The following is a 15,047-nucleotide window of genomic DNA, read 5'->3' as shown; positions in this document are numbered from 1 at the left end:
GGTCGCGGCCTTGTGTCCGGAATGCCTGGGCCCGGGGTGCCTGCGCGCGGAATGCCTGGGCCCGGGATGCTCGTGCCCGAATGCCCGCGCCCGGGCTGCTCTCCACGGATTCCCGGGCCGCATGATCCGCGGCTGGGTGCAGCCGGTCGCGTGGGCGATCGCGTTCGGCGCACCGGTCCGCCGCGCCCGGTAAAGCCCGTACGCATATGCGAGGAACACATGTGCCCGTATTGTCGCAGGAGTTCTGTCCGTACCATCTGTAACCGGAGTGCGGTGTGTGCCCATTGGTGCCTTCGCGATGCGACGCACGGTCAGTTCACCGTCACTGGTGGTGCCTTGCGGGGTAAAGAAACCCGTGAGCACGAGGTTTTTGCCGGTGAGGATTTGAACTGATCACAGGAAGGTCACTAATGTCAGCCCGAACCTTCGCTCGGTTGATCACCCATCCGGGGTGACGGCGGGGGGCACCGCCGACCGGTGTCTCGGTAGGCGGCTGAAGGAAGAAGGAGCTCGCCTTCGTGGCGTCCCACCGTCGACCCAAGCAGCCGAGCCGCGCCCGTGTGACCGTGCTCACCGTCACCGCGGCCGCCGCCGTGGCCTTCACCTCGCAGGCCGCGCAAGCTGATCCCAAGCCCACCAAGACCGAGGTCAAGGCCAAGGTCGACAAGCTGTACGAGGAAGCCGAGCAGGCGACCGAGAAGTTCAACGGGGCCAAGGAGAAGCAGGAGAAGCTGGAGCGGGAGGTCGACAACCTCCAGGACAAGGTGGCCCGCGGCCAGGACCAGCTGAACGAGCAGCGCGACGCGCTCGGCGCCGTCGCCGCCGCCCAGTACCGCTCCGGCGGCATCGACCCCACCGTCCAGTTGTTCCTCTCCTCCGACCCGGACGACTTCCTCCAGCAGGCGGGCGCCCTCGACCAGATCAGCGACCGGCAGGCCGACACGCTGAAGAAGGTCCAGGAGAAGCAGCGGGTGCTCGCGCAGCAGCGCAAGGAGGCCGCCGAGAAGCTCGCCGACCTAGCCGACACCCGCGAGCAGCTCGGCAAGAAGAAGGCCGAGGTCCAGTCGAAGCTCTCCGAGGCCCGCAAGCTCCTCAACAGCCTCACGGCCGCCGAGCGGGCCAAGATGGCCGCGGACCAGGAGCGGGCCAGCAGGGCGAGCGAGCGCGCCGCCCTCCAGACCACGGGCGGTTCCACCGCGGGCGGCTCCACCTCGACCGGTTCCTCCGCCAACGTGGGCAAGGGCTCCGGCCTCGCGGGCGCCGCCTTCGCCGCCGCGCAGTCCAAGATCGGCCTGCCGTACCAATACGGCGCCACCGGTCCCAGCGCCTACGACTGCTCGGGCCTCACCTCCTGGGCCTACGCGCAGGCCGGGGCGACCATCCCGCGCACCTCGGAGGCCCAGGCCAACGCCGGCCAGCGGATCTACTCGCAGAGCCAGCTCCAGGTCGGCGACCTCGTGATCTTCTACGGCGACCAGCACCACGTCGGCCTCTACGCGGGCAACGGCCAGGTGCTGCACGCCCCGCGCACCGGCACGGTCGTGCGCTACGAGGCGATCGGCAACATGCCCTTCCAGTTCGGCGTCCGTATCTGAGGCCGGGCCGAGGAGTCCTCGCCGGGCGGTGCCCGGCCGCGGGAGGCCCGGGCGTGCGACGCACCGTCGCGCGCCCGGGCCTCCGGCGTGTCCGGGACCGCGTCGCGTGCGGGGGCGCGCTCGCACGCAAAAAGCGCGAGGGGGCTGTCGGGGTCAAGTGCCCAGCCCGGCCGTGTCCCTGGGGCGCGCCCGGTCTCACCCCCGCCCGATCGGGGGAATCGCGGACGCCCCCGCCGGCCCCGCTGTGTGCCCGTGACCTGCGGCATGGCGGCTGCCCACGGTCCGGGCCGCGGAGGTGGCGCCCCCTGAGGTCTTTGGACGGAGCGTAGCCGGGCCGCTACTGTCGGTTCGCATTCCCCGGCGCCCGCCGGGGTCCGTAGCGAAAGGCGACCGACCGCCGTGGCGTCCCATCGTCGTCCCGCCTCCTCCGGCCCCGACCGCAGCGCCCGCGTCACCGCGCTGACCACCGCGGTCGCGGCCACCGCGGCCGCGCTCGCCGCGAGCCCCGCGAGCGCTGAGCCCACCCCCACCCGGGAGACCGCCCGCGCCGGGGTCGACCGGCTCCTCACCGAGGCCGAACAGGCCACCGAGGCCTACAACGAGGCCGAGGAACGCGCCGGGCGGCTGCGGACCCGGGTCAACTCCACGGCGGACGCCGTCGCCCGCGCCCAGGAGCGGGTCAACACGATGCGCGGCGTGCTTGGTTCACTCGCCACCGCGCAGTACCGCGCGGGCGGCATCGACCCCACCGTGGCCCTCCTGCTCTCCGCCGACCCGGACGGCTACCTGGCCGGGGCCGCGCTGCTCGAACGGGTCGGAGAGGTGCGCTCCGGACAGCTCACCGCCCTGGAACAGGCGCGGCGCGTGCTGGCCCAGGACCGCGCGGAGGCGCGGCGCACCCTCGCCGCGCTGGAGCGCAGCCGCACGGACGTGGCCCGCCACAAGCGCACCGTGGAGGCGAGACTCGGCGCGGCCAGGCGGCTGCTCGGCTCGCTGACCGAGCGGCAGCGCGAGGACTTCCGGCGCGGTTCGCGGGCGGGCTCCCCGGGCCGCGCGGACCTGCCGGGCGCGGACGCCGTCGCCTCCGGCCGGGCGGCGGCCGCCGTGGCCGCCGCACAGCGCGCCCTCGGCAGCCCGTACGTGTGGGGCGCCAGCGGGCCGTCCTCCTTCGACTGCTCGGGGCTCGTGCAGTGGGCCTGGGGGCAGGCGGGGGTCGGGCTGCCCCGCACCTCGCAGGCGCAGGCGCACGCCGGGCGACAGGTCCCGCTGTCCCAGGCACGCCCCGGCGACCTCGTGGCCTACCGGGCCGACGCGAGCCACATCGGGATGTACGTCGGCGGCGGACAGGTCATCCACGCGCCCTACCCCGGGGCGCCGGTCCGCCGCGATCCGGTCGGCATGATGCCCGTCTCCTCCGTCACCCGGCCCTGACCGGAGGGCGGCGCGCCGCCCGGCGCCCGTATTCTCGGCGGGTGGCAGGTCGGACACCCGAGAGACTCCCGCTCGTGCGACGGCGCGGGCCCCTGGCGGCACTCGCCGCGGCCCTGCTCCTCGGCACGGCCGGCTGCGCGCCGCCGCAACCGGGAGCGGACCGGCAGCACCGGGCCGAACAGGCCGTACGCGCCCTCCTGGAGCGCCGTGCGCGGGCCGTGCTCGACAAGGACGAGCAGGGCTGGCTCGCGACCGCCGACCCGCGCGGCAGCGCCGTACGCGGCCGCGAGCGCACCGCGTTCGAGCACCTCGACGACCTCCCGTTCGGCTCCTGGTCGTACCGCCTGGTCTCGCTGGAACGCACCGGCCGCACCGCCTCGGCCCGCGCCGAACTGAGTTACCGGCTGCGCGGCTTCGACGCCGCCCCGGTCACCGTGGGACGCGCGCTGAGCCTCGGACTGCGCGGGGAGCGCTGGTACGTCGAGTCGGAGGGGCCCGCGCCGAAGTCCCCGCCGCAGCTGTGGGAGCAGGGCGAGGTGAGCGTCGTGGACGGGCGTTCCTCGATCGTCCTGGGCGTGGGGCAGAGCCGCGAGCGGCTGCGGGAGTTCGCGGCCCTCGCCGACAGGGCCGTGCCGGCCGTACGCCGCGCCTGGACCGGCGGCTGGCCCGGACGGCTGGTCGTCGTGGTGCCGCGCTCCCTGGACCGGATGGCCGCCCTGCTCGGGGCGAGCCCCGACGACTACCGGGGCATCGCCGCCGTCACCACCGGGGAACTCGGCGGCGCCGCGCGGGTGCCCGCCGACCGGGTCACCGTCAACCCCGCGGCCTTCGGTGAACTCGGCTCCTTCGGCGCGCAGTTCGTCCTCACCCACGAGGCCACCCACGTGGCGACGCGCTCCTCGACCTCCTCGGCGACCCCGCTGTGGCTCTCCGAGGGCTTCGCCGACTGGAGCGGCTACCGGGGCACCGGCCGCACACCCGCCGAGGTCGCCCCCGAACTCGCCAAGGAGGTCCACGCCGGGCGGCTGCCGCGCGCGCTGCCCGAGGACGGGGCGTTCGGCTTCGCGACCGACCCCGACCGCCTCGCCCGCGCCTACGAGAGCGGCTGGCTGGCCTGCCGCATGATCGCCGAGCAGTGGGGCGAGGCGGCGCTGCGCGACTTCTACCGCGCGGTCGGCGGGCACGACGGGCGCGAGAGCGCCGTGGACGCCGCCCTGCACAAGGTCCTCGGGCTGGACACCGCCCGGTTCACGAAGCGCTGGCAGGCCTATCTGCGGGAGCAGCTGGCCTGAGTACCGGGTGGGCCTGGGCCCACCGGCCCGTGGGCCCAGGCCCGTACCCCACTGCCCGCGCCCTCCCTAGCGTCGACACCACGACGAGACGGAGGAGAAGAGAGATGGCGAACACCGAGACCACCGGGGCCGGGACGGGGACGGGGACGGCCGGGAACATTCCGGCCGCGACGGCGCACCGCGACCACGACACACTGAAGGCACAGGACGCCGGTACGCGGAGGGCCTTCGACGCGGTGCGCACGTGCGCCGGGCTCTACGGCGTGCTGTGTGCCCTCGTCCTCGTGACCTTGGCCGTCCTGGTGTGCGGCGGCCACCCGGTGAGCCTCTTCATGTGGGTGCGGGGGGCCGTCCTGCTCGCCCTGGCCCCGGTGATCCGCCGGCCGGCCGCCCGCGCCGCGCAAGGGGTGCGACGGGGCTACGAACGGGTACGCACCCTGACCGCCGTCATGCCGGTCGCGATCGTCGGCGTCGACCTGATCCCCGGGGTGTGCCCCGCCTGGTACGCCGCGACGCAGGCCGTGTGCGCGCTGCCGCTGGTCGTGGCGGCCTTCCTCGTCCGTGGCCGGGGACCGCGCGCCGCGTTCCCGGGGCGGGGCTGACCCGGCCGGGGCGGGTCACGCGGAGCTGGCCGCCGCCGCCGTCCGCCCGGCGTCCGAGGGGGCGGCCACGGGCTCGCCCGCCGGGGCCTCGGTCACGGTCTGCCGCCACAGCGTGCGGCAGGCCAGCAGGCTCGCCGCCACGAGCAGGCCGTTGCGCGCGAGCAGCAGGGCGAGGCCCGCCGGTTCGCTCGCCACGACCTCCGCGAAGTAGACCGGGAACTCCAGATACGTCAGGACCGTCGCGCACAGGACCAGCGCGACCGGGAGCGCCATACGGCTCGCGCGGTACAGCAGGCACACCGCGCCGAGCCCCACGAGCCACACCAGGTACTGGGGGCTGATGACCCTGCTCGTCGTCGTGAACAGCAGGAGCCCCGCGAAGGCCGCGTCGGCGACCGTCGTCGAGGTCCACACGCGGGCCCGCAGCCGCCACAGCACGAGCCAGCCGAGCGCCATCAGGGACAGGACCTGCGCGAGGGTGCTGACGAGCGCGACGTGGCTGCCGAGGAACTCCATCGAGCCGTAGTGGTACTGCACCACGCCCGACCAGCCGAACTGCCGCGCCACGTGGAACACCAGCGCGCCCAGCGACTCGACCTCGGTGCCCCGGTCGCGCTGCGCGGTCAGGAAGGACAGGCTCCCCGGCATCGTCAGGCCGAACACCGCGAGCAGCAGCGCCGCCGTGAGGGCCGCCGCCGCCCACGCCCGGCGGGTCGGCGAACGGCGCGGGGTGCCGAGCAGGGCGAGCACCGGCCACACCTTGACGACCGCGCCGAAGGCCGACAGCGCGCCCATCAGCCGGGGCCGGGCGGCGCCCGCGAGCAGCGCGGCCACCGCGACGGCCGTCACCATCACGTCGTAGCGCGCGTACACCGTCGGGCCCAGCAGCGGGACGCCCACGACCCACACCCACACGCCCGCCGTACGGCGGGCGCCCCGGCGGGAGGCGTACAGCAGGAGCCCCAGGACGAGCGCGTCGCACAGCAGCGCCACGACGAAGAAGGCGTCCGCGTAGCCGAGCGGGGGCAGCAGCCGGGGCGCCAGGATCGCGAGGGCGGCGCCCGGCGGGTACTGCCACGTCACGTCGTCGTGCGGGAACACGCCGGTGCCCAGGACCGAGGCCCAGTTCTGGTAGATCACCGACACGTCGGTCGTCACGTCGAGCGTGGGGGGCGTGATCACCTTCGTCACGCACAGCATCAGGAGCGCTCTGGTCGCCGCCCAGCCCAGCAGGACCGCCGCCGTCGTCGCTCCCGGGCGCCTCGCGTCCGCCATGCCCACCTCGTCGTGTCGGGTCCCTGCCGGGCCGCTCGTCCCACTGGAGCGGCCACTATGCCCGCAAGGCCCGTGGCGGGGCCATCGGCGCGGGCGCTGTGTCCCGGTTCGTGCCCCGCACTTCGCCGGTACGGCGGCGTCCGCCGGGGACCGGGACGTTCGGTACTGTCGGCGACGATGGACAAGACCCTGATCGTCACCAACGACTTCCCTCCCCGCCAGGGCGGCATTCAGTCCTTCCTGCACAACATCGCGCTGCGCCTGGACCCGGAGCGGTTCGTCGTCTACGCCTCGACCTGGAAGCGCGGCCGCGAGGGCCGGGAGGCGACCGCCGCCTTCGACGCGGAGCAGCCGTTCCGGGTGTACCGCGACCCGACGACGATGCTGCTGCCGACCCCGCGCACCACGCGCCGGGCCACGACGCTGCTCAGGCGCCACGGCTGTACGTCGGTGTGGTTCGGCGCCGCCGCGCCGCTCGGCCTCATGGCGCCCGCGCTGCGCTCGGCGGGGGCGCGACGGCTGGTCGCCACGACCCACGGCCACGAGGCGGGCTGGGCCCAGCTGCCCGGGGCGCGGAGCCTGCTGCGGCGCATCGGCGACACCACCGACACGGTGACCTACCTCGGCGAGTACACCCGCTCCCGGATCGCGCCCGCGCTCGGCCCGGCCGCCGCCGCCCGCATGGTGCACCTGCCGCCGGGCGTCGACGAGAAGGTCTTCCACCCCGGCTCGGGCGGCGCCGAAGTCCGCGCCCGGCTCGGACTGAGCGAGCGGCCCGTCGTCGTGTGTGTCTCCCGGCTCGTCCCGAGGAAGGGCCAGGACACGCTGATCCGCGCCTGGCCGACCGTACTGGCCGCCGAACCCGAGGCCGTACTGCTCGTCGTCGGCGGCGGACCCTACGAGGCGGACCTGCGCCGCCTGGCCCGCGAGACGGGGGTGGCCGCCTCCGTACGGTTCACCGGCGCGGTGCCGTGGGCGGAGCTGCCGGCGCACTTCGGCGCGGGAGACGTCTTCGCGATGCCGTGCCGCACGCGGCGCGGCGGGCTGGACGTGGAGGGCCTCGGCATCGTCTACCTGGAGGCCTCGGCGACCGGGCTGCCGGTGGTGGCCGGGGACTCCGGGGGAGCGCCGGACGCGGTACGGGACGGGGTGACCGGCTGGGTCGTCCCCGGCGACCGCCCCGGCGACACGGCCGACCGCCTCATCACCCTCCTCGCCGACGAGGCGCTGCGCACGCGGATGGGCCGGGCCGGCCGCGCCTGGGTCGAGGAGAAATGGCGCTGGGACCTGCTGGCGGCCGATCTGGCGGCGCTGCTGTAGCCGTGTCCTCAGTCGCCGGAGGGCTTGGTGTCCTCAAGTGCCGGACGGGCTGGGGTGGTTGCGGTCCGGGTGTCGGGCCTCCGGCCGGTGGTGTCCTCAAGCGCCGGACGGACTGGTGGGGATGCGGTCCGGGTGTGGGGCTCTGGCCGGTGGTGTCCTCAAGTGCCGGACGGGCTGGTGGGGGTGCGGTCCGGGTGTGGGGCTCTGGCCGGTGGTGTCCTCAAGTGCCGGACGGGCCGGGGTGGTTGCGGTCTGTCCGGCACTTGAGGACGAATGCCTCGTCCTACCTCCGGTACAGCGCCTCGACGTCCTCCGCGAAGTCCTTCGCCACCACGTTCCGCTTCAGCTTGAGGGAGGGGGTCAGGTGTCCCGACTCCTCCGTGAACTGCACCGGCAGGACGCGGAACTTGCGGACGGACTCCGCCTTGGAGACCGCCGCGTTGCCCTCGTCCACCGCCGACTGGAGTTCGGCCAGCAGTTCGGGGTCCTCGCGCAGGGACCCGGGGGTCGAGCCGGCCGGCCTGCCGTGGTCGGCGGCCCAGTGGGCGAGGAACTCCTCGTCCAGGGTGAGCAGCGCGCCGACGAAGGGGCGGCCGTCGCCCACGACCATGCACTCGGCGACCAGCGCGTGGCCGCGGATGCGGTCCTCGATGACGGCGGGAGCGACGTTCTTGCCGCCCGCCGTCACGATGATCTCCTTCTTGCGGCCGGTGATCGCGAGGTAGCCGTCCTCGTCGAGCGTGCCGATGTCGCCGGTGTGGAACCAGCCGTCGGCGAGCGCCTCGGCGGTCGCCGCCTCGTTGTTCCAGTACCGCGCGAACAGGTGCTCACCGTGCAGCAGCACCTCGCCGTCGTCCGCGATCCGCACCACGGAGCCCGGCAGCGGCTGGCCCACCGTGCCGATCTTCTGGCGGTCCCACGGGTTGAAGGCGGTCGCAGCGCAGGACTCGGTGAGCCCGTAGCCCTCCAGGACGGTGAAGCCGATGCCGCGGAAGAAGTGCCCGAGGCGTTCGCCGAGCGGCGCCCCGCCCGAGATCGCGTACTCGCCGCGACCGCCGAGCACCGCCCGCAGCTTGCCGTACACGAGCTTGTCGAAGAGCCGGTGGCGCAGCCGCAGGCCGAGGGAGGGCCCCTGCGGGGTGTCCTGGGCCTGGCTGAAGGCGATGGCCGCGTCGGCGGCCCGGTCGAAGATCCTGCCCTTGCCGCCGGCCTGCGCCGAGGCCCGTGCCGCGTTGTAGACCTTCTCGAAGACGCGCGGGACACCGAGGACCATCGTCGGCCGGAAGGCGCTCAGTTCCTCGGTGAGGTTCTTGATGTCGGGGGCGTGGCCCAGCTTGATCGGCGCCATGAGCGCCGCGACCTGCACCAGACGCCCGAAGACGTGCGCGACCGGGAGGAAGAGCAGGACCGAGCACTCGCCGGTGCGGAACAGGGGCTTGAGGCGTTCCACGACGTTCCCGCACTCGGCGAAGAAACTGCGGTGGGTCAGCACACAGCCCTTGGGGCGGCCCGTGGTGCCCGAGGTGTAGACGATGGTCGCCGGGTCGTCGGCGCTGACGCCCGCGGCCCGCTCGTCCAGAACCCGGTCCGCGACCCCGGCGCCCGCCGCGTTCAGCTCCCCGACGCCGCCCGCGTCGATCTGCCACACGTGCGCGAGCTCCGGCAGCCCCTCGCGCACCGAGGAGACGGTCGCGGCGTGCGCGTCACTCTCCACGAGGCAGGCCACCGCCCCGGAGTCGCCCAGAATCCACTGCACCTGCTCGGCGGAGCTGGTCTCGTACACCGGCACGGTCACCGCTCCGGCCGCCCAGATCGCGAAGTCCAGCAGCGTCCACTCGTAGCGGGTGCGGGACATCAGGCCGATCCGGTCGCCCGGGCCGACACCGGAGGCGATCAGGCCCTTCGCGGCGGCGTTCACCTCGGCGAGGAAGACCGTGGAGGTGACGTCCCGCCACACCCCGTCGACCTTGCGGCCCAGGACCGCCACCTCGGGATGGCGCGCGGCGTTGCGGCGGACGATATCGGTCAGGTTGCCGCCCGCGGGGACCTCGTACAGGGCCGGAAGGCTGAACTCGCGCAAGACTGCTGCTCCTCATTGGCGCCGGCGCCACGACGGTGTGCTGCGACGGTGCGATCCAAGATCGGGCGGGTGCTCCGTGGGGAGAGCACGACCGGACCGCCCGGACGTTACCCACCGGTAAGGGGTTTTCGATAGGGGGACCGGGCCAGATGTTCGGTGCGTCACACGCCGCGCAGGCGCTTCGCGCACAGTAGTCCACGGTGCTCCCGACTGAGAAGTAACCGCAGGTCCGACCCTGTCTGCCGGATTCCGGCCGGTCCTTGGGCACGGCCGGAAAGCGGGCCGCTTCCCTGTCCGCGGACCGCGGGCCGGTCTTAGGGTGGCGGGCATGCGAAGGACCCGTATTCATGTGGTGAGCGACGTGCACGGCAACGTCCGGGACCTCGCCCGGGCCGGGGACGGCGCGGACGCCCTCGTGTGCCTCGGCGACCTCGTGATGTTCCTCGACTACGCGGACCACTCGCACGGCATCTTCCCGGACCTGTTCGGCACCGAGGCCGCCGACCGGATCGTCGAACTGCGCACCGCCCGCCGCTTCGACGAGGCCCGCGACTTCAACCGCGCCCAGTGGGCCCGGCTGGGCGAGGAACCGGGCCCGGCCATCGAGCGCGCCGCCCGCCTCCAGTACGCGCGCCTGTTCGCCGCCTTCCCCGCCCCGACGTACGCGACCTTCGGCAACGTCGACCTCCCGCACCTGTGGAAGGAGTACGCCCGCCCCGGCACCACCGTCCTCGACGGGGAGCGGGTGGAGATCGGCGGCCGCGTCTTCGGCTTCGTCGGCGGCGGACTGCGCACCCCGATGCGCACCCCCTACGAGCGGGACGACGAGGAGTACGCCGCGAAGGTCGAGGCGCTCGGCGAGGTCGACGTCCTGTGCACCCATATCCCGCCCGAGGTGCCCGAACTCGTCTACGACACCGTCGCGCGCCGCTTCGAACGCGGCAGCCGCGCCCTGCTCGCCGCGATCCGCCGCACCCGGCCCCGCTACCACCTGTTCGGCCACGTCCACCAGCCCCTCGTGCGGCGGGCCAGGATCGGCGCCACGGAGTGCGTGAACGTGGGTCACTTCGCCTCCACCGGGCGCCCCTGGGCCCTGGAATGGTGAAGCCGGCCGGGGCGGTAGCCTTGCCGCGCGGGCCCCACATCGTTCCACTTCCGCGAAACATCCGACCGGTCTGCACTGGAGGAGCCACGGCGATGGCCGAACACACCAGCTCAAGCATCATCATCGAGGCCCCCGTGGCCGACGTCATGGGTGTGATCGCCGACTTCGCCCGCTACCCCGACTGGACCGGCGAGGTCAAGGAGGCCGACATCCTGGCCACCGACGACCAGGGCCGCGCCGAACAGGTCCGCCTCGTCATGGACGCGGGCGCCATCAAGGACGACCAGACCCTCGCCTACACCTGGCTCAGCCCCGAAGAGGTGAGCTGGACCCTGGTCAAGTCGCAGATGCTGCGCTCCCTCGACGGCTCCTACCGGCTGCGCGCCGCCGGCGCCGGCACCGAGGTCACCTACCGGCTCACGGTCGACGTCAAGATCCCGATGCTCGGCATGATCAAGCGCAAGGCCGAGAAGGTCATCACCGACCGCGCGCTCGCCGGGCTCAAGAAGCGCGTCGAGGCCGGTCCGCCCGCCCAGACCGCGACCGACTCCGCGCCCCCGGCCGGCGATCCCGCCTGACCGCCCGAGCCCTTCCCCAGGCCATGCGCACGGTCCTCGTCACCGGCCCCGGCGGCGCGGGCCGCACCACGCTCGCCGCCGCGACCGCCCTCGCCGCCGCCCGCGCGGGCTCCCGCACCCTGCTGATCACCCCCGACCGGTCGGCCGCCGCCGTCCTCGGCGTGCGGCCCGGACGCACCCCCGTCGAGGTCGCGCCCCTGCTCGGCGTCGTCGGCACCGACCCGGACCACGGCTTCCGCAGCGGGCTCCTCACCCTCCAGGAACGCGCCGGAACCGCCCTCGCGCTGCTCGGCGCCGCCCCGCTGGAGGACGGCGAACTCACCACGCTGCCCGGAGCCGGCGAACTCGCGCTGCTCTCCGCGCTGCACCGCCACGGAGTCGGCGAGGACCCCGCGAGGCCCGACGCCGACGAGGACACCGGCCCTGCCCACGAGACGCTGGTGGTCGACCTGCCCGCGGGCGACGCGGCCCTCGCGCTGCTCGTCCTCCCCGAGCAGCTGCGCCGCTACCTCGGCCGCCTGCTGCCCGCGAGACGGCAGGCCGCCCGCGCGCTGCGCCCCGTCCTCGGGCGGCTCGCCGGGGTGCCGATGCCCGCCGAGGACCTCTACACGCTCGCGGCCCGCGCCGACACCACGCTCGCCGCCGTCGAAGACCTGCTGCGGGCCCCCGGGACGACCGTGCGGTACGTCGCCGAGCCCACCCCCGCCGCCGCCGACGCGCTGCGCGTGCACCGCACCGGGACCGCCCTGTACGACCTGCGCCCCGAGGCCGTCCTCGCCAACCGGGTCCAGCCCGAGCAGGCCCCCGGCGCCGCCCAGCAGGACAAGGTGCTCGCCGAGTGGCGGGCCGAGGTGCTGCCCGTGCACCCCGTGCGGCACCTCGGCCACGACCCGCGCGGCCTCGACGACCTCGCCGCGCTCCAGGTGCCCCCGCCCGCTGCCCTGCCCGTCGAGGCGCTGCCCTGGCCCCTGCTCGACCGCCGCGAGGACAGCGGCGACAACGACGGCGGAGGCTGCCTGGAGTGGTGGATCCCGCTGCCCGGAGCCGTACGCGAGGAGCTCGACCTGTTCCGGCTCGACGACGAACTCGTGGTCACCGCCGGGCCGTTCCGCCGCGTCCTGATCCTGCCCTCGGCGCTGCGCCGCTGCTCGGTGACCGGCGCCGCCCTGCGCGAGGGCGCCCTGCGGGTGCGCTTCACCCCCGACCCGGCGCTGTGGCCCAGGCGCTGAGCCTCTCGGGCCTGTCTTCGAACTGCCGCCTGCCGCGCGGCGCCAGTTCGAAGACAGGCCCTGGGCGCCCCGCCCGCCGTCCGGCCCCCTCCGTCTCGCCGCCCGGTCCGGTACCGTCGAAGTGCGCAGCCCACCCCCGGCCCGACCCGCCCGCAGGAGTCCGCCATGAGCGAAGCCACCGAGCCCTCCGCCTCCTTCGACGACGACGCCTGGTCCACGGCCTGCGCCGAGGACCTCGCCGCCGAGCGGGACCGGCGCCGGCGGGAGCACGGGCCGCGCCCCGGTTCCGCCGCCGAGGAGCTGCGCCGCCTCGCCGACGCCGTCGCCGAACGCGTCGGCGCCTTCTCCGCCCTCGCCGGCTCCGCCAACCCCGTCGCGGGCGCCGCCGCCGAACAGGTCGTCCGCCAGGTCGTCCAGCAGGCGAAGTCCGTCGTGGAACCCGTACTGGAGCGCAACCCGCAGGTCTTCGACCACCTCGCCGCCGCCGGGGCCGAACTCCTCGCCGCCTACCGCAGCGCCGTGTCCGGCCAGGAGAACCGCTGGACGCGCGGCGACAAGCCTTCCGAGACCGGGGCGACGGCCCCCGGGAAGACCCCGGGGAACGAGGGCCCCGGCGGTCCCTCCGGACCCGGCCGTGACGACGAGGGACCCGGGCGCGGGGAGCACATCGACCTCGACTGACGGCCCCTCGCGTAAGGTTGCCCCTCAGCGGGGCTCGACCGAAAACTGAGGGACACATGGGACTCACCATCGGCGTCGACATCGGCGGCACGAAGATCGCGGCTGGAGTGGTGGACGAGGAGGGGGCGATCCTCTCGACGTTCACCGTGCCCACGCCGCCCACCGCCGAGGCCATCGTCGACGCGATCTCCAGCGCGGTCGCCGGCGCCAGCAAGGGCCACGAGATCGAGGCCGTCGGCATCGGCGCGGCCGGATACGTGGACGACAAGCGTGCCACCGTCCTGTTCGCGCCCAACATCGACTGGCGCCACGAACCGCTCAAGGACAAGGTCGAGCAGCGCGTCGGCCTGCCCGTCGTTGTGGAGAACGACGCCAACGCGGCCGCCTGGGGCGAGTACCGCTTCGGCGCCGGACAGGGCCACGAGGACGTCATCTGCATCACGCTGGGCACCGGCCTCGGCGGCGGCATCATCATCGGCAACAAGCTGCGCCGCGGACGCTTCGGCGTGGCCGCCGAGTTCGGCCACATCCGGGTCGTCCCCGACGGGCTGCTGTGCGGCTGCGGCAGCCAGGGCTGCTGGGAGCAGTACGCCTCCGGCCGGGCCCTGGTGCGCTACGCCAAGCAGCGCGCCAACGCGACCCCGGAGAACGCCGAGATCCTGCTCGCCCTCGGCGACGGCACGGCCGACGGCATCCAGGGCAAGCACGTCAGCGCGGCGGCCCGCCAGGGCGACGCCGTCGCGATCGACTCCTTCCGGGAACTCGCCCGCTGGGCCGGCGCCGGACTCGCCGATCTCGCCTCGCTGTTCGACCCCTCGGCGTTCATCGTCGGCGGCGGCGTCTCCGACGAGGGCGACCTCGTGCTCGACCCGATCCGCCGCTCCTTCCGCCGCTGGCTGATCGGCGGCGCCTGGCGCCCGCACGCCCAGGTGCTCGCCGCCCAACTCGGCGGGAAGGCAGGGCTGGTCGGCGCCGCCGACCTCGCCCGCCAGGGCTGACCCCCCTCGCACGCCCCACGTCCGTCGCGTCCCCGGTGCGGGAGGCGGCGGACGTCGGCGTAGGTTGAGCGCCATGCAGAGCCCAACGCCGCCCAGCACCTTGCCCGACTCCCGTACCGAGCCGGACGGTTCCGCCGTAGTGCGGGTCCTCAGTTACAACATCCGCTCCCTGCGCGACGACACCGAAGCGCTGAGCCGCATCATCCGCGCCTGCGCGCCCGACGTGGTGCTCCTGCAGGAGGCGCCCCGGTTCTTCCGCTGGCGCAAGCAACTGTCGCGACTGGCCCGGGGATCGGGCCTGGTGACCCTCGCGGGCGGCGGTACGGCCGCCGGGCCCGCCCTGCTGTGCTCGCTGCGCGCGAGGGTCGAGAGCACCGAGGACGTCCTGCTGCCGCTCACCCCCGGGCTGCACCGGCGCGGGCTGTCCACCGCCGTACTCCGCTTCGGCGCCGCCCGGCTCGGCGTCGTCAGCTGCCACCTGAGCCTCCAGAAGGACGAGCGCTACGCCCAGGGCGGCATGCTGCTCGACAAGGTCGCGGGGCTCGGCACCCAGTACGCGGTCGCGGGCGGCGACATCAACGAACGCCCCGGGGGCCGCACCTTCCGGCTGCTCGCCGGCGAACTCCGCGACGCCTGGACCGTCCGCCCGGCCGGCGGGGAGCACACCTCGACCGCCGCCGACCCCCGTCAGCGCATCGACGCCCTGTTCGTCACCGAGGGCGTGGAGGTGCTGGGCTGCGGCGTCCCCGACCTGCCCGGCGTGACCGAGGCCGACCTGCGCGCCGCCTCCGACCACCTGCCGGTCCTCGCGGCGCTGCGGCTGCCGGCCGCTTCCTGAACGAACCGGGGGCGGGACCGCGC

Annotated in this window: 13 protein-coding genes; 11 read left to right on the top strand and 2 right to left on the bottom strand. The window is 74.5% G+C overall.

Translation table 11 applies throughout. The annotated features are described in order from the left end of the window. Window positions 1-518 precede the first annotated feature (518 nt). From AB0J21_RS13595 to AB0J21_RS13580, 4 genes are all read left to right on the top strand, one after another. A complete protein-coding gene (locus AB0J21_RS13595) occupies window positions 519-1,595 on the top strand; it encodes an NlpC/P60 family protein (protein WP_363146059.1) in 1,077 nt (358 codons plus the stop codon). 399 nt (window positions 1,596-1,994) lie between these two features. Beyond that, the gene (locus tag AB0J21_RS13590) at window positions 1,995-3,026 is read left to right on the top strand and encodes an NlpC/P60 family protein (protein WP_363146058.1); all 1,032 of its coding nucleotides are present in this window, start codon (window positions 1,995-1,997) and stop codon (window positions 3,024-3,026) included. A 41-nt stretch (window positions 3,027-3,067) separates the two neighbouring features. Beyond that, window positions 3,068-4,318: a hypothetical protein gene (locus AB0J21_RS13585; RefSeq protein WP_363146057.1), complete on the top strand. Its 1,251-nt coding sequence runs from the start codon at window positions 3,068-3,070 to the stop codon at window positions 4,316-4,318. A gap of 104 nt (window positions 4,319-4,422) precedes the next feature. After that, window positions 4,423-4,920 (top strand): hypothetical protein, encoded by a 498-nt coding sequence (locus AB0J21_RS13580; RefSeq protein WP_363146056.1) that lies wholly within the window; start codon window positions 4,423-4,425, stop codon window positions 4,918-4,920. A 15-nt stretch (window positions 4,921-4,935) separates the two neighbouring features. Here the strand turns inward: AB0J21_RS13580 and AB0J21_RS13575 are convergent, their stop codons facing one another. Further along, entirely contained in the window at window positions 4,936-6,195 is a 1,260-nt protein-coding gene (locus tag AB0J21_RS13575; protein WP_363146055.1) for a glycosyltransferase 87 family protein, read from the bottom strand. A gap of 177 nt (window positions 6,196-6,372) precedes the next feature. Here AB0J21_RS13575 and AB0J21_RS13570 point away from each other — a divergent pair, with 177 nt between their 5' ends. Further along, window positions 6,373-7,515, top strand: coding sequence for a glycosyltransferase family 4 protein (locus tag AB0J21_RS13570; protein ID WP_363146054.1), 1,143 nt, complete (start codon window positions 6,373-6,375; stop codon window positions 7,513-7,515). Between the two features lie 283 nt (window positions 7,516-7,798). Here the strand turns inward: AB0J21_RS13570 and AB0J21_RS13565 are convergent, their stop codons facing one another. Beyond that, window positions 7,799-9,595, bottom strand: a complete 1,797-nt coding sequence (locus AB0J21_RS13565; protein ID WP_363146053.1) for a long-chain fatty acid--CoA ligase — start codon at window positions 9,593-9,595, stop codon at window positions 7,799-7,801. A gap of 328 nt (window positions 9,596-9,923) precedes the next feature. On the opposite strand from AB0J21_RS13565, the gene AB0J21_RS13560 reads away from it, so the two are divergent. The 6 genes from AB0J21_RS13560 to AB0J21_RS13535 all read left to right on the top strand — a co-directional run bounded on the left by AB0J21_RS13560 (window position 9,924) and on the right by AB0J21_RS13535 (window position 15,024). Then, window positions 9,924-10,700, top strand: coding sequence for a metallophosphoesterase (locus AB0J21_RS13560; RefSeq protein WP_363146052.1), 777 nt, complete (start codon window positions 9,924-9,926; stop codon window positions 10,698-10,700). A 92-nt stretch (window positions 10,701-10,792) separates the two neighbouring features. Then, a complete protein-coding gene (locus AB0J21_RS13555; protein ID WP_363146050.1) occupies window positions 10,793-11,278 on the top strand; it encodes an SRPBCC family protein in 486 nt (161 codons plus the stop codon). 23 nt (window positions 11,279-11,301) lie between these two features. After that, window positions 11,302-12,507 carry an ArsA-related P-loop ATPase gene (locus AB0J21_RS13550; protein WP_363146049.1) on the top strand — a complete coding sequence of 402 codons (1,206 nt, stop codon included), beginning with the start codon at window positions 11,302-11,304 and terminating at the stop codon, window positions 12,505-12,507. 165 nt (window positions 12,508-12,672) lie between these two features. Continuing rightward, a complete protein-coding gene (locus AB0J21_RS13545) occupies window positions 12,673-13,188 on the top strand; it encodes a DUF5304 family protein (protein ID WP_363146048.1) in 516 nt (171 codons plus the stop codon). Between the two features lie 56 nt (window positions 13,189-13,244). After that, window positions 13,245-14,186 (top strand): ROK family glucokinase, encoded by a 942-nt coding sequence (locus tag AB0J21_RS13540; protein WP_363146047.1) that lies wholly within the window; start codon window positions 13,245-13,247, stop codon window positions 14,184-14,186. A gap of 73 nt (window positions 14,187-14,259) precedes the next feature. Then, window positions 14,260-15,024 carry an endonuclease/exonuclease/phosphatase family protein gene (locus AB0J21_RS13535; protein ID WP_363146046.1) on the top strand — a complete coding sequence of 255 codons (765 nt, stop codon included), beginning with the start codon at window positions 14,260-14,262 and terminating at the stop codon, window positions 15,022-15,024. Window positions 15,025-15,047 lie beyond the last annotated feature (23 nt).

The organism is Streptomyces sp. NPDC049954 (assembly GCF_040656295.1).
In the GTDB taxonomy this organism is placed as follows: domain Bacteria; phylum Actinomycetota; class Actinomycetes; order Streptomycetales; family Streptomycetaceae; genus Streptomyces.
Note: the sequence above shows the minus strand (reverse complement) of the source record. Positions and strands in the feature narration are given on the sequence as shown.

Excerpts from the sequence above, each read along its gene's own strand:
- AB0J21_RS13560 (WP_363146052.1), top strand. The coding sequence starts at position 9,924 with ATGCGAAGGACCCGTATTCATGTGGTGAGCGACGTGCACGGCAACGTC.
- AB0J21_RS13550 (WP_363146049.1), top strand. The coding sequence starts at position 11,302 with ATGCGCACGGTCCTCGTCACCGGCCCCGGCGGCGCGGGCCGCACCACG.
- AB0J21_RS13545 (WP_363146048.1), top strand. The coding sequence starts at position 12,673 with ATGAGCGAAGCCACCGAGCCCTCCGCCTCCTTCGACGACGACGCCTGG.
- AB0J21_RS13580 (WP_363146056.1), top strand. The coding sequence starts at position 4,423 with ATGGCGAACACCGAGACCACCGGGGCCGGGACGGGGACGGGGACGGCC.
- AB0J21_RS13540 (WP_363146047.1), top strand. The coding sequence starts at position 13,245 with ATGGGACTCACCATCGGCGTCGACATCGGCGGCACGAAGATCGCGGCT.
- AB0J21_RS13575 (WP_363146055.1), bottom strand. The coding sequence starts at position 6,195 with ATGGCGGACGCGAGGCGCCCGGGAGCGACGACGGCGGCGGTCCTGCTG.
- AB0J21_RS13535 (WP_363146046.1), top strand. The coding sequence starts at position 14,260 with ATGCAGAGCCCAACGCCGCCCAGCACCTTGCCCGACTCCCGTACCGAG.
- AB0J21_RS13570 (WP_363146054.1), top strand. The coding sequence starts at position 6,373 with ATGGACAAGACCCTGATCGTCACCAACGACTTCCCTCCCCGCCAGGGC.
- AB0J21_RS13555 (WP_363146050.1), top strand. The coding sequence starts at position 10,793 with ATGGCCGAACACACCAGCTCAAGCATCATCATCGAGGCCCCCGTGGCC.